The sequence below is a fragment of the Dietzia sp. IBK-p2-15D genome (assembly GCF_057773105.1).
In genome coordinates, this window is the sequence record NZ_JBYMTK010000001.1 from 99,104 (window position 1) to 123,810 (window position 24,707).

The following is a 24,707-nucleotide window of genomic DNA, read 5'->3' on the forward strand; positions in this document are numbered from 1 at the left end:
CTCAGAACAGGGTGCGTGGACGGATGCTGTTGGCCTGGTCGACGAGCCGGAACCGCTGCTGACGGGTCTCCGTGGACCGCGCGAGGGTCCGCAGGACGGTCTCCGCGCCGGAGCGCAGCCCGAACTCGGTGAACGGCACGCCGCGCATGAGGGGGGACGGGGACGGCTCGTTGCCCGGCAGCTGCACCCAGGCGAGTGCGGTGGTGAGCACGGTGAGCCGGATCTGGAACGCGCGGTGTTCACCGGCGGACAGATTGGTCACACGGCGGGCGGCCTCGCGGAGGTGGGACTCCTCGGTCTCGTCGAGCGGGCGGCCCTGGCACAGCAGGAGGATCGCGGTGAGGTTGGCCAGCGCCGAGTACCGGGAGTTGGGCGGGACGCGGTCGAGCTCCTCGATGGCGGACTTGACCTCGCCACGACGCTGCAGTTGGCGCGCCAGCCCGAACGCGGAACTGATCACCGACCGGTCGACCGACCACACCGTGCGGTAGAAGTGTTCGCTCGAGCGTGCCCAGCGGGCCCGGTCGCTCTCGGGGCACACGTCGAGGATCAGTTCCGCCGTCGCGGCCAGGGCCAGCTTGGGGCCGTTCTCGCCGGGCATGGCCGAGAGCACCCTCTGGAACTTGGGATACGCCCCGACGGGGTCGCCCTTGAGCAGGTCGGTCACGCCGTCGTACCAGACCAGCCGCCATTCGGCGGGCATCCGGTGCGCGTTCTCCTCCAGCAGCGCCTCGGCCGCGGCGAGATCGTCGCTCTCGAGGTAGGCGCGGGTGAGTGACATGATTACGCCGACGCTCTCGTGGGCCTCGGACTCGGTGTCGGAATACAGTTCGAGGAGGGTGTCGATCCGCTGCTCGACCGAGGTGTACGAGGTCGCGGCGAGAATGCGGCTGGCGGGGTCGGAGGCCTCCATGAGCGGCACCGGCAGGGCGTCGACCAGTTCGGACCCGGTGAGCGTCGTGTCGCGGGCGCGGCCGTCGACGAGGAAGTCGGTCGGCTCAACGGTGAACAGCGTGCCGAAGGTCGATCGCTGGGGTGAGAACACCGAGGAGAACGCCGGGTGCGGGACCCCGGTGCGCAGCGCGAGTACCTCCCGCAGGACGCCCATGAGCTGGTTGGCCATCCCGTTGGCACTGCGGAACCGCGAGTCGGGTTCCTCGTGGGTCGAGCGCAGGAGGAACCGGTACAGCGAGTCGTACCGGCTGAACACCGGCTCCTCCATCGGGGAGGGGATGCCGTCGGCGTAGCGGCCGTCGACCACGGGAAGCCGCACGATGAGCGAGGCGAGGGTGCGACCGACGGTGTACAGGTCGGAGGCGATGGTGGGCCCGGTCCGGGGGATCTCCGGGGCCTGGAAACCGGGGGTGCCGTAGATGTGCCCGTAGTCCCCGACGCCGGACACCGCGCCCATGTCGATCAGTTTGACGTGGTCCTCGGTGAGCATGATGTTCTCGGGTTTGAGGTCGTTGTAGACCAGTCCCACCGAGTGCAGGTAGGAGAGCGCCTGCAGGACCTCGAGCACGTAGGCGATGGCCTTCTCCACCGGCAGCACCCGCCCGGGTGCCGCTCGTCGGACGTCGCGCAGGCTGGGGCCGCCGACGTACTCCATGACGATGTACCCGCCATGGGTGGGCGACGTGGCCCAGTCGTCGTGGATGAAGTTGTAGATTCGCACGATCGACGGGTGGGACAGTTCGGCCAGGATCTCCCGCTCGGCGACGGCGACCTCCTGGGCCTCGGCCTGGTCGGCGTGGAGCAGGCCTTTGAGGACGACCCAGCGGTCGGACACGTTGTGGTCGACCGCCAGGTAGATCCAGCCCATCCCGCCATGGGCGAGCGCACCGCGGACCTCGTACTGGTCGGCGACGATGTCTCCGGGCCACAGTTCGGGCCGCGGCAGCCTGCCGTCGGAGGCCGCGCACTCGGCCTCGATGTCCTCCGGCTCCAACATGGCCGAGGTGGGGTCGACGGGGATGATGTACGGCAGATCGACCAGACCCTCGGCGGCCTGGCTCGGGCGGTCCTCCGGCTTGTCGGGGTGCCGCATGCGGAACGGTGCCGAGGTCGACCGGTCGCCGGTAATCACCTCGCCGGTCCGGGCGGAGGACCGCGCGCCGGGGACGGACTCGGTGCGGGACTCGGGATCATGACTCCGCCCCGCGCCCGCCGCGCCCGCCGCGCCCGGATCGGTCGCGCCACCGGGGTCGGTCTCCGCGAGGAACCCGGTCATCGACGCCGCGCCGGTGGCCTCGACCGCCCCGGTCTCCGCCATGCTTCCCGAATGGACGTGCGGGCCCGTGGCCTCGAGCTGCCCGGTCGCCCCCATGGCCCCGGTGGCTTCCATGGCGCCCGTGGCCTCCATCGCGCCCGTCGCCTCGGTCAGACCGGTCGCCGTGGCGGCCTCCGTTACGGCCACCGCCTCGGTCCGCATCGTGGCCTGCGTGCCGACGCTGGGTTCGCCCTCCTCGAGCGGGTCGTCCCACTTCCGGTAACTCATCGCTGCTCCTCCGGCACGTACCTCGGCACCGGCATCCCGGGGTTGGGCCCCAGCCCGGACAACCACGTCGAGTACATGCGGTTCCACGTGCCGTCCGCGCGGATCCGTTCGAGCGTGGAGTTGACCTGACGGACCAGCCCGTCGGTGTTGTCGCCCGGCGTGGACTTGGCGATGCCCACCCCGTACGGCTCCGCGTCGAGCTGCGGCCCCACGATCTCCAGGTACGGGTCCTGCGCGGTGATTCCCACGAGGATCGCGTCGTCGGTGGTGATCGCGTCCACCTGGTTCTGCTGGATGGCCACGAGGCAGTCCGCCCACGTGTTCACCGACAGCACCGTGATCCGATCCAACTCCTCCCACAACCGCGACGCCGACGTCGTCCCGGCGGCCACGCACACGCGCTTGCCCTCGAGGTGCTCGATCTCCGTGATCCCCGACCCGCGCACCGCCAGGACCCGCTGGTAGGCCTGGTAGTACGGCACCGAGAACGTCACCCGCTCGCGCCGTGCGCACGTGATGGACATCGACCGGATCACCACGTCCACCTGGTCGTTCTCCAGCGCCTCGAGCCGGTTCGACGACGTCAGCGACCGGAACTCCACCTGTCGCGGATCGCCGAAGATGTCCGCGGCGATCTCGCGCGCCAGGTCCACGTCGAAGCCGGTGAGTTGGCCGCTGGCAGGGTCGCGGAAGGAGAACAGGTTGGAGCCCTGGTCCAGTCCCACGATCAGTCGACCCCGCTCGAGGATCCGCGGCACTCTCTCCGCGGGGGTGGCGTCGTTCGGCCGCAGACTGGGCAGGGGGTCGCAGCTCTCGTCGTTCTCGTCGGGCAGGCCGGCGGGGACGTCCGTGCTGATCACCGCGCCGGCGGGAAGCGGCATCACCGCGTCAATCTGCGGGATCCCCGCCCCGGGTATTCCGGCCGACTCCGCGGTCGCGTCTCGTTCCGGCCCGCCGGCGCCGGGGCCGCCCTCGTCGTCGTCGACCCCACACGCCGACCCGAACGCCAGGGCCGCCACCAACACGCCCCCGAGCGCGACCCGCCTCGCCCGGCGCCGCGCGCCGTGTCCCCGCGCGCCCGACCCGGTCCGCACCCCCGCCGTCACAGGTACTCCCTGATCCTCGGCGCGATGCCCACGACCACGGCGAACGCGGCCAGGGTGGACAGCGCGATGATGAGATCGGGCCCGTTGGAGGAGGTGCGGCGGGCGTTGTCGATGCGCGTACGCAGGGTGTCGCGGGCCTCCTCGATGGCGTCCTGCATGGACTCGTCGAACTCCTCGAACGCGGCCCCCGAGTCGCCCTCGCTCTGGCCGGAGGAGATGGTGATCGCGCCCTGGTAGTCGCCCTGTTGGTACAGGGAGTCGGCGCGGTTCTGGGCGGCCATCCAGGCGTCGAGCGCCTCGATCGCGTCCGTCACCGCACCCTGCGAGTCGAGGTTGATGCGCCCGGAGGAGTCCGCGTCGTCCTCGTCGTCGAGGTAGACGGTCAGGGTGTCACGCACGTTGCCCAGGGTGGTCGCCCGCTCGGCGGCCGACCCTTCCGGATCGGTGCGCCGCACCAGGTTGAGCGTCTCCTGCGCGCGCACCTTCTGGGCGTTGATGCGCTGGCGGGTGAGCTCGTTCATCGGTGCCGCGCCCTCGGACAGGCCCTTGGCGTTGTCATTGGCCGCGAGGAACCCGGCGATCATCGTGAGCAGGAACGTCGCCACCATGAGCAGCGAGCCCAGGGCGAGCGCCGGGTTGAACCGCCGCCCGGTGAGTCGCCACAGCCACTGTTGCAACAGCAACAGCACCGCGATCGCCAGCCCCAGCAGGAAGAACGACCCCCATGGCGGCGACGACCACTCCCTGTCCGACTGTCCCACCGACGTGGACTGCCGGTCGTACAGGTCCGCGGCGGCGGGCAGGATTGTGTCCTGCATCAGCGTCGACGCCGACGCCAGATACGCCGAGCCGACCGGATTGGCCACGCGGTTGTTGGTGCGCGCCGTCTCCACCAGGCCGGTGTAGGTGGCCAGCTGGGCGTTGATGAGGGCGAGCTGTTCGATGGACTCGGTGTCGGTGCGGTCGAGGCCCTGGGAGGCGGCGATGATCGACGACGACGAGGTCGCGATCGCCTGGAGGTAGCGTTCGCGCAGTTCCGCAGGCTCGATACCGCCGGTAATGAACGCGGTGTTCGCCGCGGAGTCCGCGATCGTCAGGGAGCTGTACAACGTCTGCGACGCGTTGGCGACGGGCTCGACCTCGGCCAGCAGCGTCTCGTGGTAGCTCTGCCGCTGGGTGATCGTCGAGGACGCCACGATCCCGCCCGTGAGCACCGTGATGATCGCGAGCAACGCGAAGACGGACATGCGGCCCGGCGTGGTGAGCACGTCGTTCCAGAAGCGGGCGGCGCGACGACGGACCGGCCTGCGGGGTTGGAGGGTGGATGACGACTCGCCACCCGAGCCGGACGTTGGTGTGAGCGTGGAGGCGGAGCCGGGCCGGGAGCCGGAGGCGGGTGAGGCGCCGGCCCGGGGAGCGGAGCCGGCCGGTGACGCGGCACTGGACTGCGCGGACCCGGGCTGGGATGCAGAGTCGGGTCGGGACGCGGGGCCGGACTGGGAGGCGGAGCCGGGCTGGGACGCGGACGCAGGCGCAGGCGCGGCCCCGGCGGCGGGCGCCGCGGGCGTGGGTGCCGATGTCGACCCGGCCGGGGCGCCGCCCACCGGTGCGTCGCCGGGTGCGGGCGTGTCGGCGGCCGCACCGCGGGCGCGGCGTAGCGAGAAGGTTCGGGCGCGCATCTGCTCGCTCACCTCCCCGGTCTCCGCCCGCCGAGCCGACGATCCGACGGGAGTGTCTCCCAGGTTAGTGAAGTGGCGGCGCGGCGTCGGGCAGACTGGTCGACGAGGACTCAAGGTTCCGCCCGATCCGGGGGTGGACGGGTCCAGGGGAGGTGGACGACCGGTGGTGGCGAGCGAAGGTGACGGCAACGGCTGGGTGGTGTCCGACGAGGGCGATCGCCGGTGGGGTCGGTTCGGCGCCGCCGGGCTGCTCCTGCGGGCTGCGGACCCGTCCGATCCCGACACCCCGCTCGTGTTGCTGCAGCACCGCGCCGTGTGGACGGCCTCGGGCGACACGTGGGCACTGCCGGGCGGTGCGCGGGACTCGTACGAGGACGCGCCCGTGGCGGCGCTGCGCGAGACGGAGGAGGAGGCCGAGATCCGGCCCGCCGACGTGGTGGTCCGCGCGCAGGTCGTGACCTCCCGCATGCCCGGGACCGTGTGGCACCGGCCCGGACTCGACCTGCGGCACGCGGCCGAGCTGCTGAGCCGGCTGCGGCCCGACCAGCGCCACGACGAGCTTCCCGAGGACCCGTCGGGCCAGCCGTCCGGCTCCGCCCGCCCCCGCACCATCCCGCCGCTGGTCCAGGAGTCGCCCGACGCGGTGGAGTGGACGTACACCACCGTCATCGCGGACGCCCCGCGCGCGCTGGAGACCGTGCCCAACAACGAGAGTCTCGAACTCCGCTGGGTGCCCGAGACGCTGGTGGCCGAGTTGCCGCTCATGCCCGCGTTCGCCCACGCCTGGGCGAACGGGCTGCGCACCGACCCCGTCGAGCTGGTGGTGGACGTGGCCAATGTGCTCGGCTCCCGTCCCGACGGCTGGTGGAAGGACCGGGCCGGCTCCACCTCGCGACTGCTCGACGACCTGGGTGCCGGGATGCCCCGCACCCTCGAACTGCCGGGGGGGTTCGGCTGGGTCGCCCGCGCGCACGCCGTCATCGAGGGCGCCGCCAAGGCCGCCGAGCACGAGGGCCCGTTCGTCGTCCACCGCGCGCCCGGGTCCGGCGACGACGCGATCGTCGACCTGGCCACCGAGCTGGATGGCGGGCCCCGCCGGGTGGTGGTGGTGACGGCCGACCGGGGACTGCGGGACAGGTTGCCGGGCGACGTCGTCGTCGTCGGACCCCGCGCCCTCCTCGGGTAGCACGCGCGCACGCCGGCCCGGTCCCACCCCGGTCCCGCCCCGGCCCCGCCCCGCCCCGGTCCGACCCCGGCCCCGCCCCGGTCCCGGCCCGGTTCACCGGGTCCACCCGACCTGACGGGTCGGATCCGCGCGCCGCACCGCCCCACGGGTGCACACTGGAACGCATGACCCTGCCCCCGGAGATCCTCGTCGGCCCGATGCTGCGCTACGTCGACAGCACGGACGCCACGGTGTGGGTGGAGGTGTCGGCACCGTGCGAGGTGACCATCCGTGCCGGCGACGAGATGGTCACCGAGCGTTCGTGGGGCGTGCACGGCCACCACTTCGCGGTACTGCACCTGTGCCGGCTGCCGGAGGGGGAGATGACGCCGTACGAGGTGTCGCTCGACGACCGGCTCGCCTGGCCCGTCGACCCGGGTCGGCCCAGCGTGATTCGCACGCCGCGCGCCGACGACACGGTGCGGCTGGCGTTCGGGTCGTGCCGTCGTGGGGAGAGCCAGACCCCGGTGGCGCTGCGCCGGATCGGTGCCGACGCGTTGGTCGCCCTGGCGCACCGCATGGCGCACACCCCGCGGGAGGAGTGGCCGGACGCGATGCTGCTGCTCGGCGACCAGGTGTATGCCGACATCCCCAGCCGGGAGATCTCCGAGCGGCTGGCCGAGCGTCGGCGCGCGGGCGGTGGCCCGCAGTCGGTGCGGGACTCGGCCGGCGCCGGGGGAGACCGCGACGTCTCCGACGAGATCTGCGATTTCGAGGAGTACTCCTGGCTGTACCACGAGTCGTGGCGTGACGCGGATGTGCGCTGGTTGCTGTCGACCGTGCCGAGCTGCATGATCCTCGACGACCACGACCTGCGCGACGACTGGAACTCCTCCCACGCGTGGCGTCGCGAGATGACCGCTCAGCCGTGGTGGAGCGACCGGGTGATCGGGGCGTTCGGCAGCTACTTCGTCTACCAGCACCTGGGCAACCTCGCCCCCGACGAGCTGGAGCGCAACGAGATGTACCGGGCGTTGCGGTCCGCCGGTTCGGACGCGGAGAGGGAGTCGCTACTGGACGACTTCGCGCTGTCCACCGATTCCGAGCGCCGCACCGAGCAGTGGAGCTTCAAGCGCGACTTCGGGCGGGTGCGGGTGGTGATGCTCGACGTTCGGGCCTCGCGGCACCTCGAGCCCGGGAACCGCCGCGTGATGGATGCCAACGAATGGGAGTGGACGCGCGAGTCCTGCCTGGACGCGGACGTGGACCACCTGGTGATCGGCTCGTCCCTCCCGGCGTTCATGCTGCCGGCCCTGCACAACCTCGAGGGCTGGAACGAGGCGGTGTCCCGCGACCAGCCCGACAAGCCGGCCACCGCGCGGGTCGGCGAGTGGATCCGCCTCACCGTGGACCTCGAGCACTGGGCGGCGTTCCGGAACAGCTTCGACGACCTGGTCGGCCTGCTCACCGAGGTGGCCGCGGGCGATCACGGGCCCGCGCCCGCGTCGATCCTCCTGCTGGGCGGCGACGTGCACTGCTCGTACCTGGAGGAGGTCGACCTCACCGCGGAGCGGGTGGCGGACTCACCCACCCGCGTCCACCAGCTGGTGATGTCTCCGTTCCGCAATCCTCTACAGAAGTCGATCCGGGCGGTGAACCGACTGTCGGTCCGCGAGCCCGTGCCCGCCCTGACGCGACGGCTGGCCCGGGCGGTCGGGGTTCGGGAGCCCGAGGCGCGGTGGCGGGTCACCGACGGACTCTGGTTCGATAACGGGGTGATGACCCTCGTGCTGCGGGGCCGCCGCGCCACGGTGCAGGTCGATCACGCCGCCGTCGAGTGGCCCGCGCGCGGCCTGGGCAAGGTCCTCACCCTGGTGCCCGGGTTGGCGCCGGAGTCGTGGGGACGACGACGACGGCGAGAGGGCGATTCGCTGGACCGTAAGCCCCGGCAGGTGTTGCGCAGGACGCTGAGCAAGGAGTTGACGGGGGAGGGCCTGTCTCCGCGGGCAACGGCCGACCGGACGGACGCGGACCGGGGCGGGGCTCTCCGGGGCGGGGCTGGTCCGAGTGGGGCTGTCCGGACCGAGGCCGCGCGCTAGACCGACACCGCCGACCGGCTAGGTCAGGGCCGCGCGGAGTTCGCGGGCGGCGGTGGTGGGGTCGGCGGCGCCGGTGATGGCGCGGACCACCACCACCCGGGTCGCACCCGCCGCCAGCACCTCCGGCAGGTTCGTCGCGTCGATCCCGCCGATGGCGAACCACGGCGTCCCGGCCGACCCCGCAGCCGACCCTGACCCGGCAGCCGACCCCGCAGCCGACCCCGACCCCGCGGTGGTCCCTGCCGCGTGGCGCACGAGGTCCGGGCCCGGCGCGACGCGGCCCGGCTTGGTCGGGGTGGGCCACACGGGGCCCGTGCAGAAGTAGTCGACCAGCGGGTTCGCCGCGGCCCTGTCGACCTCGTCCACCGCGTGGCAGGACAGGCCGAGCACCACGTCGTCTCCGACGATCCGGCGCGCCCACTCCACCGGCAGGTCGTCCTGCCCGACGTGCAGCACGTCCGCCCCGGACGCCACGGCGACGTCGGCGCGGTCGTTCACCGACAGCAGCGCCCCGTGGGAATCGCACACCTCGCGCATCACCGCCAGGGCCCGCAGTTCGTGCCCGGCCTCGAGTGGCCCGTGGTCGCGTTCGCCGGCAGAGTTCTTGTCCCGCAGCTGCACGATGTCGACGCCGCCCGCCAGCGCCGCGGTGACGTCCCTGCGCAGCGCCGGGAAGTCCCCCGACCACCCCTGCTGGCGCGCCTGCTCGTCGAGGTGTCGACGCGCGTCGATGCAGAGGTAGAGACGGGCATCGGCGAGGCGGGCACGGAGGCGGTCGGCGCGGGAGGTCATGGTCACAACCGTAGGCCAGGGCCCCACTAGGCTGGGCGTCATGACCTCCCGCGCCGCCGCCGACGACGGACTCCGCCCCGGTGCCGGTGCCGGTGCCGCCGCCGCGGCCCGGGAGGCCGCGGACACCGGTGTCGCGCGTATCGGGGCCCGCCGGCTGGCCGTGATCGGCGGTTCGGTGATCGGACTGGCCTGCGCCTGGTCGGCCGCCAGGACCGAGCTGGCCACGGAAGTGGTGATCTACGAGCCCGATGACTCCGGCCCCGACGGAGTGCCCGCCTCGGCCGCGGCGTGGGTGGCCGGTGGCATGCTCGCCCCGTTCAGCGAGGCCTGGCCGGGGGAGGAGGCCGTGTTCGCGCTCGGGGTGGACTCCCTGCGGCGGTGGCCGGACATGCTGAGCGCACTCGAGCCGTACGTCCCTCCCGGCCCGCCGGTCCGCACCGCCACCCACACGCACATGCTGGCCGTGGACGAGGCCGACGCCCGCGACCTCGACATGGCCATGGAGTGGGCCGCCCGCCAGCCCGACCCCGCCGACACCGGCCCGGCCTCCGGGATCACCGACGCCGACGTGCGCCGCGTCACCCGGCGCGAGCTGCGCGAGGCCGAGCCGTCCGTGGCCCGAATCGCCCGCGCCGCCTACCGCATGGACTCCGAGGGAGCCGTCGACAACCGCGTCCTGCTGGCCGCCCTGACCCGCGCCTGCCGCGCCGAGGGCGTGAGGTGGGTGCGCAGCGCGGTGACCTCGCTCGACGACGTCGACGCGGACCGCATCGTCCTGGCTGCGGGTTCCGGGTCCGCCGAACTGGCGGGGCTGCCCGTGCGCCCGGTCAAGGGCGAGGTGCTCCGGCTGCGCGCCCGGCCCGGGTGCGAGGACCCGCCCAGGGGAGTGGTGCGGGCGTTCGTCCGCGGGCGACCGCTGTACCTGGTCCCGCGCGACGGTGGTCTGGTCGTGGGCGCCACGCAGTACGAACACGGCGACGACCGGCAGGTGACCGTCGGCGGGGTGCGCGACCTGCTCGCCGACGCCGAGACGATCTTCCCCGGGATCGGTGAGTACGAGTTGGCCGAGGCGACCGCCGGGCTCCGGCCGATGTCGCCGGACAACCTGCCGTTCCTCGGCGCCGACCCGACGGACCCGCGCGTCATCCACGCCACCGGGCACGGACGCAACGGCATCGCGCTCACCCCGGTGACCGTCGCGGCGGTCTGGGCGACACTGCACGCGGTGCGCGGTCCGGCGGCGGCGCGTGCGGCCGCTCCCGACCGCTTCACCCGCGGGTGAGCCCCGGGTGCGGTCGCCGTGGGGCCCGGGTGCCGGTCGCTGTGGGCCCACCGCATCGACGTCGCCGGGGCCCCGCGCCGGCGACTACGGGCACCCCGCGCAGGCGACTACGGTGGAGACGTACAGCCGCGACCCGGAACTAGGAGGGCCCATGATCGTCACGGTGAACGGGGAGGACCGCACCCTGGCCGACGGCGCGACCGTCCGCGCACTCGTCACCGAGCTGGACCTGCCCGACGAGGGCGTCGCCATCGCCGTCGACGGCGTGGTGGTGCCCAGCTCGGGCTGGGACGACGCCCCGCTCGGTGCGGGCGCGGAGATCGACGTCCTCACGGCGGTCCAGGGTGGCTGACCCGACCGCGACCCCGGTTCACGGCGTCGCAGGGCCGTCCGCGTACCCGTCCGACGTTGCCGCGGTGCTGGACTCACCCCTGGTGATCGCGGGCGAGGAGATCTCCTCGCGGCTCATCACGGGCACCGGCGGCGCCGGTAACCAGGAGGTCCTGCGCGAGGCGCTGATCGCCTCGGGGACCGCGTTGACCACCGTGTCGATCCGCAAGGTCGACCTGCGGCTGGGCATGGACGGCGCCGGCGGACTCGGGCTGCTCGGGATGCTGAAAGAGCTCGACATCCGCCCGCTGCCCAACACCGCCGGCTGCAGGTCCGCCACCGAGGCCGTCAAGACCGCCCGGCTCGCCCGCGAGGCGCTCGGCACCGACTGGGTGAAGCTCGAGGTGATCGCCGACGAGCGCACGCTCCTGCCCGACGGGGTGGAACTGGTAGAGGCCGCAGAAGACCTCGTCGACGACGGTTTCGTCGTCCTTCCCTACACCACCGACGACCCCGTCCTGGCCCGCCGCCTGGAGGACGTGGGCTGCGCCGCGGTCATGCCCCTGGGCGCACCGATCGGCACCGGGCTCGGGATCTGCAACCCGCACAACCTGGAGATGATCGTCGAGCGCGCCGGAGTTCCGGTGATCTGCGACGCGGGGATCGGCACTGCCTCCGACGCCGCACTTGCCATGGAACTCGGCTGCGACGGCGTCCTACTCGCCACCGCCGTCACCCGGGCGGAGAACCCGCCGCTCATGGCCGCCGCGATGCGCGAGGCCGTCCGGGCCGGGCACGCCGCCCGCCTCGCCGGCCGCATCCCGAAACGCTTCTGGGCGCAGGCGTCCAGCCCTCCGGTCGACTGAGGCCCTACCGGCCGCCCGACGGCATGCGCGCGACCTGTCCGCCAGCCCGCCGACGGTCAGTCCTCGGTGCGCGGCACCCGCCGCACGCCGATCCCGCCCATGAGCGCCAGTCCCGTGACCCTGATGACCGGGGCTCCGGGCGGGGCCTGGCGGACCGGTCGCGGATCGGGCTTCCAGTTCCCGGACTCCTCGCCGAAGCCCCCCATCAGCCCCAGGCCCTCGATCTCCACATGGATGTCGTCGGGGACGTAGATGTCGATGCCGCCCATGATCGCGAACGCCCGGATCGTCGTCTCGTGGGACTGCAACGAGGCGCCACGCAGGTCGATCTCGATGCCGCCCATCAGCGCGAACGCGGTGTGCACGGAGGGAAGGGTCCACGCCCCCGCCCGCTCGACGCCTCCCATGATCGCCAGCGAGGAGGCGGGCCCGCTGGCCCCGGTGACGCGACGCGCCGGGGCCCCGTGCGGCCGGGTCGCGGGCGTCGAGTCGTGCTCGTGGTGGGCGATCGGCAGGTCGTGCGTCAGCTCGATGAGCTCGGACCGGAAGCGTGCGGCGTACGCCCGCGAGGTCCGGTCATCGAATTCGGCGAGCGTGAGCCTCCCCTCCGAGAAGGACTCCTGGAGGAGCTTGGCGGTGGCGTCGCGCTCGGCGTCGGAGGCGCGGACCGACGGCAGATGGCGATCCGGCTCGGGCGTGGCGTCATCCATGGTCACGAGCCTAGTACTGCACTACCTGTACGCGGGCTGAGTAGGTGGACGCACGCTGCCCGCGCCCCGGCAGGCAGACTGGGACCATGATCGAGGTACGGAATCTCACCAAGCGCTTCGGCGCCTCCACCGCCGTGGACGACCTCAGCTTCGAGGTCCGTCCCGGCGTCGTCACCGGATTCCTCGGCCCGAACGGCGCCGGGAAGTCCACGACGATGCGGATGATGGTCGGTCTCGACACCCCCACGTCCGGGCAGGCACTGATCAACGGCACCCCGTACCGCGAGTTGGATCGCCCCGCCCACAAGGTGGGCTGTCTGCTCGACGCGTCCTGGACCCACGCCAACCGCTCCGCCGGCGCGCACCTGAGGATGGTCGCCGCGGCGGGCGGGGTGGCCCCGGGCCGCGTCGACGAGGTGCTCGGCCTGGTCGGCCTCACCGACGTCGCCGGCCGCAAGGTCGGCGGATACTCGCTCGGCATGCGCCAGCGACTCGGTCTGGCCACCGCCATGCTCGGCGACCCCGAGGTCCTGCTGTTCGACGAGCCCGTCAACGGACTCGACCCCGAGGGGATCCTGTGGATCCGCCGTTTCATGCACGCGCGCGCCGCAGAGGGCCGCACCGTGCTCGTCTCCTCGCACCTGCTGTCGGAGATGGCGCAGACCGCCCAGGATCTCGTCGTGATCGGCCGCGGCAAGCTGCGCGCGCAGACCTCCGTCGAGGAGTTCCTGGACGCCGCCACATCCTCGGTGGTGTTGCGCACCCCGCACGTCGACGAGTTCACCGCCGCCGCGCGCGACGAGGGCATCGAGGCCACGTTCGACGCGGAACAGGGTGTCTTCCTCATCCAGAACCTCCGCGCGCCGCAGGTCGGCGATGTCGCCGCCAGCCTGGGGATCACCGTCCACGAACTGCACGAGAAGCGGGCGTCGCTGGAGGAGGCCTTCATGGCCCTCACCGACCAGGACGTCGAGTACCACGGTCAGGAGTCCACCCGATGAACCAGCTGAAGTCCGAGTGGATCAAGGTCACCACCACCAAGAGCGCCTACTGGCTGTACGCGATCGGCATCGGCCTGGCGGTGGTACTCGCAGTGGTGATCGGCCAGTTCGAGCAGCCCGCCACAGGGGACCCGATGGCCGGTGCGCCCGGCGGCGGCAGTGACCCGCTGTTCGCGATCCTCGGCGTCAGTGCGTTCACCGTCCTGCTGGCGTGGATCGCCGCGATCGTCGGCGTGACCGGCGAGTACCGATATCACACCATCAAGGCCACGTTCCTGACGACGCCGTCGCGCTGGCCTGCCATCCTGGCCAAGACCGCCCTGTTCACGGTGCTGTCGATGGTGGTCACAGCCATCGCGGTGATCCTGGCGCTCCTCGTCGCCGGGGCGCTCTCCGGCAACGAGGGCTGGACCCCGTTCTCCGGAGACGGGCTGACCTACCTGTGGCGCTTCCCCGTCTACGCCGCACTGGGGACGATCGCGGTCACGGGCCTGGCGTACATCATGCGCAACGCCGCCGGCACGATCTCTCTGTTCCTCGTGTGGATACTGGCCCTCGAGGGCATGGTCTCGTTGATCCCGCGGGTCGGCGAGGACATCGCCGCCTGGATGCCGTTCGCCAACGGTGACTTCTGGACCCAGGGAGAGAGCGTCCGCGGGTACATCACGTGGGGCGAGTGGCCGGCGTTCGCCTGGTTCGCGTCCGTGTGCGTGGCCCTCTGGGTCATCGGGGTGCTGATGACGCTGCGCCGAGACGCTTGAGTCCGGGCTCCCGATCCGACGTCGCACCGGGGCTCGCCCCGTCGAGGGACTGGTGGGTGGCGGCGCGGTCGGTGACGACGACGAGGTCGACCCGTCGCTCCACCAGTGCGACCTGCCGGGCGACTCGCCTGGCCGGAGCGGTTATCGACCGGTGATCGGCAGGTAGACGCGGCCGCCCCCGTCGGTGAACTCGGCCGACTTCTCCGCCATCCCCGCCTCGATCGCCGCCACCGTTTCCATCCCGTGCTCCGCGGCGTAGTCGCGGATGTCCTGGGAGATGCGCATCGAGCAGAACTTCGGACCGCACATCGAGCAGAAGTGGGCTGTCTTCGCCGGCTCCGCGGGCAGCGTCGCGTCGTGGTACGCCAGCGCGGTGTCCGGGTCGAGGGCGAGGGCGAACTGGTCCCGCCAGCGGAACTCGAACCGGGCGGTACTCAGCGCGTCATCGCGGGCCTGCGCGCCCGGGTGACCCTTCGCCAGATCGGCCGAGTGCGCGGCGATTTTGTAGGTGATCACTCCGGTCTTGACGTCGTCCCGGTCGGGCAGGCCCAAGTGTTCCTTGGGCGTGACGTAACACAGCATCGCCGTGCCCGCCTCGGCGATGCGGGCTGCACCGATCGCGGACGTGATGTGGTCATAGCCCGGCGCGATGTCCGTGGCGAGTGGGCCCAGCGTGTAGAACGGGGCCTCCTCGCACCACTCCTCCTCGAGGCGCACGTTCTCCACGATCTTGTCCATCGGCACGTGACCGGGTCCCTCGATCATCACCTGCACGCCGTGGCTCTTGGCGATCCCGGTGAGCTCCCCGAGCGTGCGCAGTTCGGCGAACTGCGCCTCGTCGTTGGCATCGGCGATCGACCCCGGCCGCAGACCGTCGCCGAGGGAGAACGTCACGTCGTAGCGGGCGAGGATCTCGCACAGTTCCTCGAAGTGGGTGTAGAGGAACGACTCGCGGTGGTGCGCCAGGCACCACGCCGCCATGATCGATCCGCCACGCGACACGATCCCGGTGACCCGCTTGGCCGCCAGCGGGACATAGCGCAGCAGCACACCGGCATGGACGGTCATGTAGTCCACGCCCTGTTCGCACTGTTCGATGACGGTATCGCGGTACAACTCCCAGGTCAGACGGGCCGGGTCGCCGCCCACCTTCTCCAGCGCCTGGTAGATGGGCACGGTGCCCACGGGGACGGGGGAGTTGCGCAGGATCCACTCCCGCGTCTCGTGGATGTCCCGGCCGGTGGACAGGTCCATGATGGTGTCCGCGCCCCAGCGGGCAGCCCACACCATCTTCTCGACCTCCTCGGCGATCGAACTGGTGACCGCCGAGTTGCCGATGTTGGCGTTGATCTTGGTTCGGAAGCGCTTGCCGATGATCATCGGCTCGCTCTCCGGATGGAGGTGGTTGGCCGGGATGACCGCCCGGCCGGCGGCGACCTCCGAACGCACCACCTCGACGTCGATCCCCTCCCGCACGGCGATGAACCGCATCTCGGGGGTCGTCAGCCCCGCCCGCGCCCAGGCCAACTGCGTCCGGACAAGGGTGTGCTTGCCCGGCGAGGCGGGGACGGCCCCGGGGTGGGACCACTCACGGCGGGTGGGCGGGAGTCCCGCGCCCAGGTCATGGCAGTCGGCCGCACGCGCGTAGGCGGTATACGGGCCGGAGGTGTCGTAGACGTCGAACGTCGTGCCGTTGGTGAGCGCGATCCGGCGCACGGGCACGCGCTGGGCGTCACCCGATTCGCCGGGTACCTCGAGGTGAGCCTTGCCGCTGGAATGGATGGGGCCGCACGTCACGGCGTCGATCGGGGTGGAATCGGGGCCGTCGGCGCCGTCGGTGAATAGAGCTGTGCCCATGGTGTTTCCTGATCTCCCTACGCCGGCATGATCCGGACAGGTTCTACGGTCGACGACCCGGCTGGTCGTCCTCTCAGCCCGCGCGTCGAAGCGGACTCCCGTGTGGATGAGTATGTGATTGTGCCGGGGCGAGCGTAGCCCGACGAGTAGCATCGCGGGTGGAACACGCCCTGAAGAAGGAGTTCTGATGTCCCCTGTAACGTCGCTCAAGCTGGTCCACAACACCGATAGAGACCGCTTCGAACTGTGGGACAGCGAGACCTTCATGGGTCTCGTCGGTTACGAGAAGGACGGCGACGTCTACATCCTGCTCCACACCGTGATCGAGGAGCGGTACGGACAGCAGGGGATCGCGCGATTGCTGGTCAGCCTGGTGCTCACCCGCATGCGGCTCGACGAGCTCAAGATCCGGCCGGTCTGCAGCTACGTGCGGCGGTTCCTTGTTCGCTTCCCGGAATATCAGCTCCTGGTCGCCCAGCCGTGACAGACGCGGGTCGGTGACCGTGGCCCGCGGTGACCATTGTCAGCCGGCCGACGAGCGGCTGAGAAGGGGCCGGGGGAGCGGGACGTAGTCTGACCCCAGACGACCAGCTACCCGGAGGACTCCCATGACCTACCCGCTCCAGGGGAACACTGCCGACGGCGACTCGACCGGTGGCGACGATGCGAGTCGGGGCTCCTACAGCCAGAACCCGTACGGGCAGGGCACCTACAGCCAGGGCACATACGGACAGGGCACATACGGACAGAGTCCGTACGGCCAGGGCTCGTACGGGCAGACCGGTTACGGCGCGCAGACCCCGACCGGTTACGGCGCGCAGACCCCGACCGGTTACGGCGCGCAGACCCCGACCGGTTACGGCGCGCAGACTCCGTCCTTCGCCGTGGCGGGCGGGTACGGGACCACCTCGGGAGCTCGCCCCGGCCCGCCGTCGAACGTCGGCTGGGCGGTCGCGTCGATCCTCTTCTTCTGGCCGCTGTCGTTCGTCGCGATGACCCGCGCCCTCGAGGTCTACCCGCTGTGGGCCGCCGGTCGCCACGCCGAAGCCGAGGCCGCCAGTGCGACCGCCAAGAAGCTCGGCATGATCTCGCTGGCGATCGTGGCAGTCCTCATCGTGCTGTACTTCATCTTCATCTTCGCGATGGTGGGACTGGCCTCGAGCGGCTTCTAGACCCAGCCGGGCCCTCGGTTCACGCCAGGCCCAGACGAGGGGCTTCGATCGCGGGGCACGCGTCCATCACCACGTCCAGCCCGGCATCCTTCGCCCGCTGCGCCGCGGCCTCGTCGATGACGCCCAGCTGCAGCCACACAGCCTTGGCTCCCTTGGCGATCGCATCGTCCACCACGCCGCCCGCGAGCTGCGAGTTGACGAACACGTCGACCACATCGACCTCGCCGGGAACGGACGCGAGATCCGGGTAGCCCTGCTGACCGTGCACGGTCTCGGCCTTGGGATGGACCGGAACGATCTCGTGCCCCAGGTCGCGGACGTAGGCGGCGATCCCGTACGCGGTGCGCGCGGAGTTGCTGGACAGGCCGGCGACGGCCCAGCGGCCCTTCTCGGTGAGCAGGCGCTTGATGACGGCGGGGTCGTTGGTATGGCTCATACCCAGTGCAAGGCCCGCCGTCGCCCAGACATTCCCGGCGCGGCTCCGCCAGGCCTGTGCGCGGGGCCCTCCTGAGCAGGCTCAGTCAGTCCCCGACGGCGTCCTTGCCGCGTCGGACGATCTGCGGGTCCGGGTCGAACACCACCTGGGGGTCCTTGTCCGGGTAGTCGAACTGGTTCAGGAAGTAGCGCATCGCGTTGATGCGGGCCCGCTTCTTGTCGTTGGACTTGATGGTGATCCACGGGGCCCATTCGGTGTCCGTCCGACGGAACATCTCCTCCTTGGCCTCCGTGTACTCGTCCCACTTGCCGAGGGACTGCAGATCCATGGGCGAGAGCTTCCACCGACGGACCGGGTCAAGTTGCCGGATCGCGAACCGGGTCTTCTGCTCCTCGCGGGTGACCGAGAACCAGAACTTGGTCAGACCGACCCCGGACTCGACCAGCATCTTCTCGAACATGGGCGCCTGCTCCATGAACGTCTCGTACTGGGAATCGGTGCAGAAGCCCATCACCCGCTCCACGCCGGCGCGGTTGTACCAGGAGCGGTCGAACAGCACGAGCTCGCCGCGGCTGGGCAGATGGGCCACGTACCGCTGGAAGTACCACTGGTACATCTCGGTCTCGGTCGGCTTGACCAGCGCGACGACCCGGGCCTGCCGGACGTTGATGTACTCGCTGAACCGCTTGATCGTCCCGCCCTTGCCGGCGGCGTCGCGGCCCTCGAACACGATCACCTGCCGGTGCCCGGTCTCGGCCTGCCAGTTCTGGAACTTCAGCAGCTCGATCTGCAGCAGGTACTTCTCGACCTCGTACTGGTTGCGGTCCAGTCGCTCGTCGTACGGGTAGTTCTCCCGCCAGGTGTCGACGGCCCGGCCGTGGATGTCGATGAGATCCGGGTCCTCGCCGTGGTCGTCGCGGACCGTGAACCCCTCGGCGCGCAGGCGGTCGATGTAGCGCCGAAGCTGGAACGTGGACATGGCTCAGTCGAGGTCCACGACGACGGGCGCGTGGTCGGAGGCGCCCTTGCCCTTGCGCTCCTCGCGGTCGATGGACGCCCCGGTCACGCGGGCGGCCAGGGCGGGGGAGTGCAGCTGGAAGTCGATCCGCATGCCCTTGCGCTTGGGGAAGCTGAGTCCGGTGTAGTCCCAGTAGGTGTAGACGCCGGGCCCGGGGGTGTGTTCGCGGGTGACCTCGCGGAAGCCGGCGCCGTCGAACGCGGCGAACGCGAGCCGCTCGGGTCCGGAGGTGTGGGTCTTGCCCTCGAAGACCTCCGGGTCCCACACGTCCTCGTCGAGCGGCGCGACGTTCCAGTCACCCACGAGGGCGATCTGGGCGGCGGAGTCGGCGGCCAACTCGGCGGCGGCGTGGTCACGCAGGCGGGCCAGCCACTCCAGCTTGTACGTGTAGTGCGGGTCGCCCAGCTCACGGCCGTTGGGGACGTAGAGGCTGTACACGCGGACGCCGTCGCAGACCGCCGAGATGGCGCGGGCCTCAGGGTCCTGCGAGACCTCGGGGTCCTTGTGGAAACCGGGCATGTCGTCGAAGCCCAGACGCACGTCCTCGAGCCCGACCCGGGAGGCCACGGCGACGCCGTTCCACTGGCTCAACCCGTGGTGGGCCACCTCGTACCCGAGCTCACGGAACGCGTCTTCGGGGAACTGCTCGTCCTTGCACTTGGTCTCCTGCATCGCCAGGACGTCGACGTCGGAGCGTTCGAGCCACGCGAGCACGCGGTCTTTCCGGGCGCGGATCGAGTTCACATTCCAGGTGGCCAGACGCATGCGCCCGAGTGTATTGCCCTCCGCGCGGCGGTGTCACCGTGGGAGCGGAGCCGGTGTCAGTCGACGACGACGAGGTGGCGCAGCGAATGGTGCGGCTGCAGTCCGAGCTTGGCCCACAGGCCGCGCCCGGCGGAGTTGTCCGCGAACACGTGCAGGTGACATTCCTGCGCGCCGAGGCCCAGTCCCCACTCCACGAGCGAGCCGGTGACCACCTCGGCCAGGCCGCGGCGGCGGTGGGCGTCCGCGGTCTGCACGCAGGACACCGCGATCCGCGGGTGTCCGTCGGGTCCGGCGGTGACGGCGCCGCGGGCGATCGCGGCCAGGTCCCCGTCCTCCTCGAGCCGAGCGAACACCGCGTGGCCGCCGGGGCCGGGTTCGCCGGCGTCCGGTCCGGAGGCGACGAGCCCCGCGGTGGCGAGCATCGCCGGCCGGACTCGCTCGGGGTCGAGGTCGGCGGTGGCGTGGTAGAGCGCCAGCCAGTCGTCGTCGGGGCGCTCGGCCAGGGTGACCGCCGGCCTGGTGGGGGCGGGGAACGCCTCGTCGACCACCGCGAGCAGGTCGCGGCTGCCGGCGGTGCACAGCAGGAGGTCGCGGTCGGCATGGATCCGCGAGTCGTCCACCGGGGCGCCGCCGAGCCTCATCCGGTCGGATTTCACCAGCCGGTCCACGTCCACGAGTCGCAGCGGCAGGCCGCGGGCGGCGTACCAGGAACGCACCCCGTCCAGGTCTTCGCAGTCGGCCCACGGCAGGACGGGCACCGCCGAGTTCCCGCGGTAGGACCAGTCGTCGCCGGCGCGGCAGAACCAGCCGTCGACCACCTCGTACTCCGGTCCGGGCCACGCCAGGGCACCGGCGTACTCGTGCGCCCGGATGTCGCGGGCCCGCACCGGCCGCGGCGGGATCACCTTGAGCACCGCGATGTCGGCGTCCGCGATCCGCACCTGCTCACCGGACTCGCGGGCCACGACCAGTTCCGGCTCGAGCTCCACCACGCGACCGATGACGTCGGTGTACAGGTGCGAGGTCTGGCCCGCCTCCAGGTGGCGACGCACCACCACGCGATCGCCCACCGCCACCCGGCGGCCGGCGTTCCACCGGGACCGTTCCGACAGGCCCCGGTCCTGCTCAGCCATGGTCGGTGCCGACCTCGTCGTCGTAGTCATTGTCGTTGTCGTGGTCGTCATCGTCTTCATCGGCGAACGGGTCCGGGTCGGAGGCCGGATCCCAGCTCAGGCCGGGTACGCCCCACCCGGCGTCACGGATGTGGCGCTTTGCGGCCTTCCGGTTCCGTCCGATGAGGCCGTCGGTGTAGAGGAAGCCGTCGAGGTGGCCGACCTCGTGCTGCAGGCAGCGGGCGAACAGTCCGTACCCCTCCACCGAGACGGGCTCGCCGTGCTCGTCGGTGCCCGTCACCCGCGCCCACCAGGCGCGACCGCGCGGGAAGTTGACCGCCGGGACGGACAGGCAGCCCTCGAGGTCGTCCTCCGGATCCGGCATGGTCTCCGGGATCTCGGACGTCTCGAGTATTGGGTTGACCACGCATCCGCGCCGGTTGAGCCAGCCGCCGCGCGCCTCGACCTCCTCGCGGGTCACGCCCTCGCCGTCCTCGGTGTCCAGGTCGGGGCAGTCGTAGACGAACAGCCGCTTGCGCACGCCGATCTGGTTGGCGGCCAGGCCCACCCCGTTGGCGGCGTCCATGGTGTCGTAGAGGTCCTGCACCAGCGCCGCGAGTTCTTCGGGGGACTCGGTGACGGGCTCGGTGGGGGCGTGGAGCGCGGGATCGCCGAGGATGACGATGGGACGGACGGCCATGGTGGTCGATTCTAGAGCGCCGGACATGGCGACGTGTCGGAGGCGTGTGGTTCACTACGGGGGAATCACAAGGGTGTATTTCACCCGCACGGTATTTCATCTGCACGGTGATCCGGGTAGTGATCATCAGTGGTCAACAGAGGTCATCACGGTCAGGAGGCAGGCACATGGGTCGGTCAGCCACCGCGGCACGCGAGGTGCAGGGCGAGAAGGACCGCGCGCAGGGGGCGGCCGAGCTCCACGCCGCCGACCCCGTCCTGTCCGAACGAGACCGGGCCATGCTCGAGTTCGAGCGGCAGTGGTGGAAGTTCGCCGGCTCCAAGGAGGAGGCGATCCGGCAGCAGTTCGACATGTCCGGTACGCGCTACTTCCAGATCCTCAACGATCTCATCGACCGCCCCGAGGCCCTGGCCGCGGATCCGCTCCTCGTCAAGCGGCTGCGCCGGATGCGTTCCAGCCGACAGAAGGCACGCGCGGCGCGCAACCTGGGAATGCGGCTCGACTGACCTAGACTCGGCGGCGTGAGCTCCCAGTCCGGAAACCCGCAGTACGACAGCCCGCAGCCCGGCGATGCCGAGTACGGCGATCCCGAGTACGGCGGCGCGCACGGCGCCGACGACCCCTACACGCAGGGCGACGGCCCGGCCATGGACGAGCCGACCGGCCCGCCGTACCGCGCAATCGCGATGGTGCTGCTGGCCGCGGTCGTGCTGGCGGTCGGCGTCGGACTGGTCCAGCTGTTCGGCGGTGACGAGGACGAGGCGACGCCCACCGCCGACGACACCACCTCCCAGGTCGAGCAGGACGCCTCGGCCGGACAGGGTGCCGATGGTCAGACCGGAACCGACGGCGCCGGCGCTGCCACTGCCCCGGGCGACGCCGGGGCCGGTCAGGACGGTGCCGGCGGCGCGGACGGTGCGCCCGGCGGAGGAGCCGACGGGCAGGACCCGCAGTCGGGCGACCCCGCGGCGCCCGCCCCGGGCCAGCCCGCCGGGCAGGTCCCCGGCGGAGCGGTGCCGGACGTGACGTCCGTGCCCGTGCAGATCTTCAACAACAGCACCGTGACCGGGCTGGCCGGCCGCACCGGTGAGACGCTGCGCGAGAACGGGTACGCCGTGGGTGAGGTGGCCAACATGCCGTCCAACCGCGGCGTCGTGGCGGAGTCGACCGCCTTCTACGGCTCCGGCCCCGGCGAACAGCAGGCTGCACAGGCGATCGCCTCCCAGTTGGGCATCACCGCCAAGCCGCGGCCGGCGGATCTCGCGGACGAGGCGCCAGGGGTGATCGTGATCGTCACCCAGGATCTCGACCGCTGACCCCTGAGGATATGATGAGCCCACGCATTCCGTTCCGCGGGTTGCGTGCTCACTAGCGACTTGCAGCTTCCCGAGATCGAAGGAGCCCCCATGGCCCCGCGTCAGACCGCCCGCCGCCTCCTGGTCGCGGCTCCCGCACTCGCCCTCGCGTTCGCCGTGGCCGCGTGCAGCCCGCCCAACGAGCAGCCGGCCGAGGCCGACGCGCCGTACACGCTGCCCAGCTACACCGAGGACGCCGCGCCGACGAGCTCGATCCCGGAGACGCAGGAGACCGACGTGCCCGAGGGTGCCGGCGACTTCGAGCCCGGCGTGACGGAGACGGGCACTCCCGGTGGCGAGGGCGGCGACGAGGGCGGCGGCCAGGCCACCACCGACGACGGCGTGGTCGTCCCGGGAGCCGGGCAGCAGGCCGGCAACGCCCCGGCGCAGCCCGCCCCCTGAGCAGTCCGCCCCTGACCTGACGGGTCGGCACCACCCCCGGACGACGAGAAGAGCGTCCCGTACACGTTCCCCGAGAGGGACAGGTGCGGGACGCTCTTCTCGTTGAGCCGGCGGCCGGCCCCGGCCGCGCGACGGGTCAGTTGGCGGCGCTGCCGTCGAGGCCCGACCCGGTGAACTTCTCCAGCACGGGGGCCTCGTGGGTGATGGTGCCGTCCTCGACGCTCTCCCGGTAGGCGAGGTTGCCCACGCGGTTCGCGATCACCGGCGCCGTGCACACGGCGACGATCGCGGCCAGCACGAGCATGCCCAGGTCGATGTCCGGGAAGATCCGGATCCCGGCGCCGAGCAGGATCAGCACGAGGCCGAGGACCTGCGGCTTGGCGGCCGGGTGCATGCGGCTGAGGGTGTCGCGGAAGCGGACGAGGCCGATCGCGCTGGCCAGTGTCAGCAGCGCGCCGGCGAGGACGAACAGTGCGGAGATGATCTCCACCAGGTCGTTGGTCATGGGAGGGCCTCCTCGGGCGATCCGACGGTGTCGTTCACGCGGAAACGGGCCACGGACACCGACCCGAGGAACGCCACGAGGGCGAGCGCGACGAGCGCGGCGGCGGGGGTGGTGTCCTTGGACCAGGCGATGTAGACACCGATGCCGCCCTGGGCCACCGCGACGAGCGCATCCAGGGAGATCAGACGGTCGAGGGTGTTGGGGCCGCCGACGAGCCGGATCATGGTGGCGAACAGCGCGGCCGTCAGCGCGATGACGGCCAGGCTCCAGAGGACGAGCGAGATGATGTTCACCGGGGGGCCTCCTTTCCCGGGCCGGGGCCGTCGGCGTCGTCCGCGTGGTGGGCCGAGTGCTCTGCTTCGGCCTGCTCTGTTTCGGCCTGCTCTGCTTCGACTCGTGCAGCTCCGGGCTCGTCTGCGTCGGTGTGGTCTGCGGCGGGGTGGTCTGCGGCGGCGTGAGCTGGCGCGGCTTGGTTAGCGGCGTGGGGTGCGGATTCCGCGGAGTCCGCGGTGCCCACGGTCGTCGGGGCGCTGTCGGCGGGTGCGGAGTAGTGCTCCGGGCTCGGCTTCCAGTCCTCGTCGCGCTCGAAGGCGCGCTGGTAGAGCGTCTCGATGTGCGCGGTCTGGGATCGGAAATGCTCCACGGCGTCGTCGGTTCCGGTGTTCAGTACGTGGATGTAGACGTAGCGGGCCGCGGGATCGACGCGGACGACGATGCCGCCCGGCATGAGGTTGAGGGTGTTGACGGCCAGGGCCAGGGTGAAGTCGGACTTCAGCCGCATCGGGGCGCGCAGCACGGCGGAGCGTGGGGGAGCCTGGGGCCGGACCGACAGCCAGGCGACGGCGAACGACGAGCGGACCAGGTAGTAGGCCACCACGAGCACCAGCCACACCATCGACACCGGCCGCAGCAGACCCTCGACGGGGACGCGGGGGAGCGGGAGGACGGCCATCACCACGGTCGCGACGATGAGTCCGGCGGCGATGGTGCCGATGTCGATGCTGCCCCACAGCAGGACCCAGGCGAATGCCAGCCACAGGGTCATGAACAGGCGGGCGCCGAGCACCCGCGGCTCCAACGTCATCTTCCGGGCCATG

26 protein-coding genes are annotated in these 24,707 nt (G+C 71.5%); 12 read left to right on the forward strand and 14 right to left on the reverse strand.

Going from position 1 to position 24,707, the window contains the following annotated elements:
* Window position 1 precedes the first annotated feature (1 nt).
* The 3 genes from AC3DEV_RS00435 to AC3DEV_RS00445 are packed head-to-tail and all read right to left on the reverse strand — an operon-like array spanning window position 2 to window position 5,294.
* Complete coding sequence (locus tag AC3DEV_RS00435) at window positions 2-2,497, reverse strand: serine/threonine protein kinase (RefSeq protein WP_488370949.1); 2,496 nt, start codon at window positions 2,495-2,497, stop codon at window positions 2-4.
* Complete coding sequence (locus tag AC3DEV_RS00440) at window positions 2,494-3,603, reverse strand: glutamate ABC transporter substrate-binding protein (RefSeq protein WP_488370950.1); 1,110 nt, start codon at window positions 3,601-3,603, stop codon at window positions 2,494-2,496. The genes AC3DEV_RS00435 and AC3DEV_RS00440 overlap by 4 nt, the downstream gene beginning before the upstream one ends.
* On the reverse strand, window positions 3,600-5,294 hold the full coding sequence (locus AC3DEV_RS00445) for a hypothetical protein (RefSeq protein WP_488370951.1): 1,695 nt from the start codon (window positions 5,292-5,294) through the stop codon (window positions 3,600-3,602). Before AC3DEV_RS00445 ends, AC3DEV_RS00440 begins: the two co-directional genes overlap by 4 nt.
* 151 nt (window positions 5,295-5,445) lie before the next feature.
* Here AC3DEV_RS00445 and AC3DEV_RS00450 point away from each other — a divergent pair, with 151 nt between their 5' ends.
* Together AC3DEV_RS00450 and AC3DEV_RS00455 are read left to right on the forward strand one after the other, a co-directional pair.
* On the forward strand, window positions 5,446-6,468 hold the full coding sequence (locus AC3DEV_RS00450) for an NUDIX domain-containing protein (protein WP_488370952.1): 1,023 nt from the start codon (window positions 5,446-5,448) through the stop codon (window positions 6,466-6,468).
* A 164-nt stretch (window positions 6,469-6,632) separates the two neighbouring features.
* Entirely contained in the window at window positions 6,633-8,546 is a 1,914-nt protein-coding gene (locus tag AC3DEV_RS00455; RefSeq protein ID WP_488370953.1) for an alkaline phosphatase D family protein, read from the forward strand.
* Between the two features lie 18 nt (window positions 8,547-8,564).
* On the opposite strand, the gene thiE is transcribed toward AC3DEV_RS00455, so the two are convergent.
* A complete protein-coding gene (gene thiE / locus AC3DEV_RS00460; RefSeq protein WP_488370954.1) occupies window positions 8,565-9,338 on the reverse strand; it encodes a thiamine phosphate synthase in 774 nt (257 codons plus the stop codon).
* A 40-nt stretch (window positions 9,339-9,378) separates the two neighbouring features.
* Here thiE and thiO point away from each other — a divergent pair, with 40 nt between their 5' ends.
* From thiO to thiG, 3 genes are all read left to right on the forward strand, one after another.
* Entirely contained in the window at window positions 9,379-10,620 is a 1,242-nt protein-coding gene (thiO, locus tag AC3DEV_RS00465; RefSeq protein WP_488370955.1) for a glycine oxidase ThiO, read from the forward strand.
* A gap of 151 nt (window positions 10,621-10,771) precedes the next feature.
* Window positions 10,772-10,972, forward strand: a complete 201-nt coding sequence (gene thiS / locus AC3DEV_RS00470) for a sulfur carrier protein ThiS (RefSeq protein WP_017836465.1) — start codon at window positions 10,772-10,774, stop codon at window positions 10,970-10,972.
* A 64-nt stretch (window positions 10,973-11,036) separates the two neighbouring features.
* Entirely contained in the window at window positions 11,037-11,816 is a 780-nt protein-coding gene (thiG, locus tag AC3DEV_RS00475) for a thiazole synthase (RefSeq protein WP_206473203.1), read from the forward strand.
* Between the two features lie 56 nt (window positions 11,817-11,872).
* Here the strand turns inward: thiG and AC3DEV_RS00480 are convergent, their stop codons facing one another.
* Entirely contained in the window at window positions 11,873-12,526 is a 654-nt protein-coding gene (locus AC3DEV_RS00480; protein ID WP_132062492.1) for a DUF1707 SHOCT-like domain-containing protein, read from the reverse strand.
* An 86-nt stretch (window positions 12,527-12,612) separates the two neighbouring features.
* Here AC3DEV_RS00480 and AC3DEV_RS00485 point away from each other — a divergent pair, with 86 nt between their 5' ends.
* Together AC3DEV_RS00485 and AC3DEV_RS00490 are read left to right on the forward strand one after the other, a co-directional pair.
* Window positions 12,613-13,527: an ABC transporter ATP-binding protein gene (locus AC3DEV_RS00485; RefSeq protein WP_061227928.1), complete on the forward strand. Its 915-nt coding sequence runs from the start codon at window positions 12,613-12,615 to the stop codon at window positions 13,525-13,527.
* Window positions 13,524-14,288, forward strand: coding sequence for an ABC transporter permease (locus tag AC3DEV_RS00490; protein ID WP_488370956.1), 765 nt, complete (start codon window positions 13,524-13,526; stop codon window positions 14,286-14,288). The genes AC3DEV_RS00485 and AC3DEV_RS00490 overlap by 4 nt, the downstream gene beginning before the upstream one ends.
* Window positions 14,289-14,429: 141 nt before the next feature.
* Here AC3DEV_RS00490 and thiC read toward each other — a convergent pair whose 3' ends face one another.
* Window positions 14,430-16,145, reverse strand: a complete 1,716-nt coding sequence (gene thiC, locus AC3DEV_RS00495; protein ID WP_488370957.1) for a phosphomethylpyrimidine synthase ThiC — start codon at window positions 16,143-16,145, stop codon at window positions 14,430-14,432.
* Window positions 16,146-16,332: 187 nt separating this feature from the next.
* On the opposite strand from thiC, the gene AC3DEV_RS00500 reads away from it, so the two are divergent.
* Window positions 16,333-16,629 (forward strand): GNAT family N-acetyltransferase, encoded by a 297-nt coding sequence (locus AC3DEV_RS00500; protein WP_067719316.1) that lies wholly within the window; start codon window positions 16,333-16,335, stop codon window positions 16,627-16,629.
* Between the two features lie 124 nt (window positions 16,630-16,753).
* Complete coding sequence (locus tag AC3DEV_RS00505; protein ID WP_488370958.1) at window positions 16,754-17,317, forward strand: CD225/dispanin family protein; 564 nt, start codon at window positions 16,754-16,756, stop codon at window positions 17,315-17,317.
* A 19-nt stretch (window positions 17,318-17,336) separates the two neighbouring features.
* On the opposite strand, the gene AC3DEV_RS00510 is transcribed toward AC3DEV_RS00505, so the two are convergent.
* The 5 genes from AC3DEV_RS00510 to AC3DEV_RS00530 form a co-directional block, all read right to left on the reverse strand.
* Entirely contained in the window at window positions 17,337-17,753 is a 417-nt protein-coding gene (locus tag AC3DEV_RS00510) for a CoA-binding protein (RefSeq protein ID WP_488370959.1), read from the reverse strand.
* A gap of 85 nt (window positions 17,754-17,838) precedes the next feature.
* The gene (gene ppk2, locus AC3DEV_RS00515; protein WP_488370960.1) at window positions 17,839-18,732 is read right to left on the reverse strand and encodes a polyphosphate kinase 2; all 894 of its coding nucleotides are present in this window, start codon (window positions 18,730-18,732) and stop codon (window positions 17,839-17,841) included.
* Window positions 18,733-18,735: 3 nt separating this feature from the next.
* On the reverse strand, window positions 18,736-19,536 hold the full coding sequence (locus tag AC3DEV_RS00520) for an exodeoxyribonuclease III (RefSeq protein WP_119192770.1): 801 nt from the start codon (window positions 19,534-19,536) through the stop codon (window positions 18,736-18,738).
* Between the two features lie 56 nt (window positions 19,537-19,592).
* On the reverse strand, window positions 19,593-20,669 hold the full coding sequence (locus AC3DEV_RS00525; protein ID WP_206472813.1) for a GNAT family N-acetyltransferase: 1,077 nt from the start codon (window positions 20,667-20,669) through the stop codon (window positions 19,593-19,595).
* Window positions 20,662-21,348, reverse strand: a complete 687-nt coding sequence (locus AC3DEV_RS00530; protein WP_472981629.1) for a peptide deformylase — start codon at window positions 21,346-21,348, stop codon at window positions 20,662-20,664. The genes AC3DEV_RS00525 and AC3DEV_RS00530 overlap by 8 nt, the downstream gene beginning before the upstream one ends.
* A gap of 167 nt (window positions 21,349-21,515) precedes the next feature.
* Between AC3DEV_RS00530 and napA the strand changes: the two genes are divergently transcribed.
* The 3 genes from napA (at window position 21,516) to AC3DEV_RS00545 (ending at window position 23,105) form a co-directional block, all read left to right on the forward strand.
* Window positions 21,516-21,854, forward strand: a complete 339-nt coding sequence (gene napA, locus AC3DEV_RS00535) for a nucleoid-associated protein NapA (protein ID WP_083249858.1) — start codon at window positions 21,516-21,518, stop codon at window positions 21,852-21,854.
* A gap of 15 nt (window positions 21,855-21,869) precedes the next feature.
* Window positions 21,870-22,664 (forward strand): LytR C-terminal domain-containing protein, encoded by a 795-nt coding sequence (locus AC3DEV_RS00540; protein ID WP_244200877.1) that lies wholly within the window; start codon window positions 21,870-21,872, stop codon window positions 22,662-22,664.
* 90 nt (window positions 22,665-22,754) lie between these two features.
* Window positions 22,755-23,105: a hypothetical protein gene (locus AC3DEV_RS00545; protein WP_253002456.1), complete on the forward strand. Its 351-nt coding sequence runs from the start codon at window positions 22,755-22,757 to the stop codon at window positions 23,103-23,105.
* A 136-nt stretch (window positions 23,106-23,241) separates the two neighbouring features.
* On the opposite strand, the gene AC3DEV_RS00550 is transcribed toward AC3DEV_RS00545, so the two are convergent.
* The 3 genes from AC3DEV_RS00550 to AC3DEV_RS00560 all read right to left on the reverse strand — a co-directional run bounded on the left by AC3DEV_RS00550 (window position 23,242) and on the right by AC3DEV_RS00560 (window position 24,706).
* Window positions 23,242-23,610, reverse strand: coding sequence for a monovalent cation/H(+) antiporter subunit G (locus AC3DEV_RS00550; protein WP_067719292.1), 369 nt, complete (start codon window positions 23,608-23,610; stop codon window positions 23,242-23,244).
* On the reverse strand, window positions 23,607-23,834 hold the full coding sequence (locus AC3DEV_RS00555; protein WP_067719517.1) for a monovalent cation/H+ antiporter complex subunit F: 228 nt from the start codon (window positions 23,832-23,834) through the stop codon (window positions 23,607-23,609). Before AC3DEV_RS00555 ends, AC3DEV_RS00550 begins: the two co-directional genes overlap by 4 nt.
* Before the next feature lie 65 nt (window positions 23,835-23,899).
* Window positions 23,900-24,706, reverse strand: a complete 807-nt coding sequence (locus AC3DEV_RS00560; protein WP_488370961.1) for a Na+/H+ antiporter subunit E — start codon at window positions 24,704-24,706, stop codon at window positions 23,900-23,902.
* Window position 24,707 lies beyond the last annotated feature (1 nt).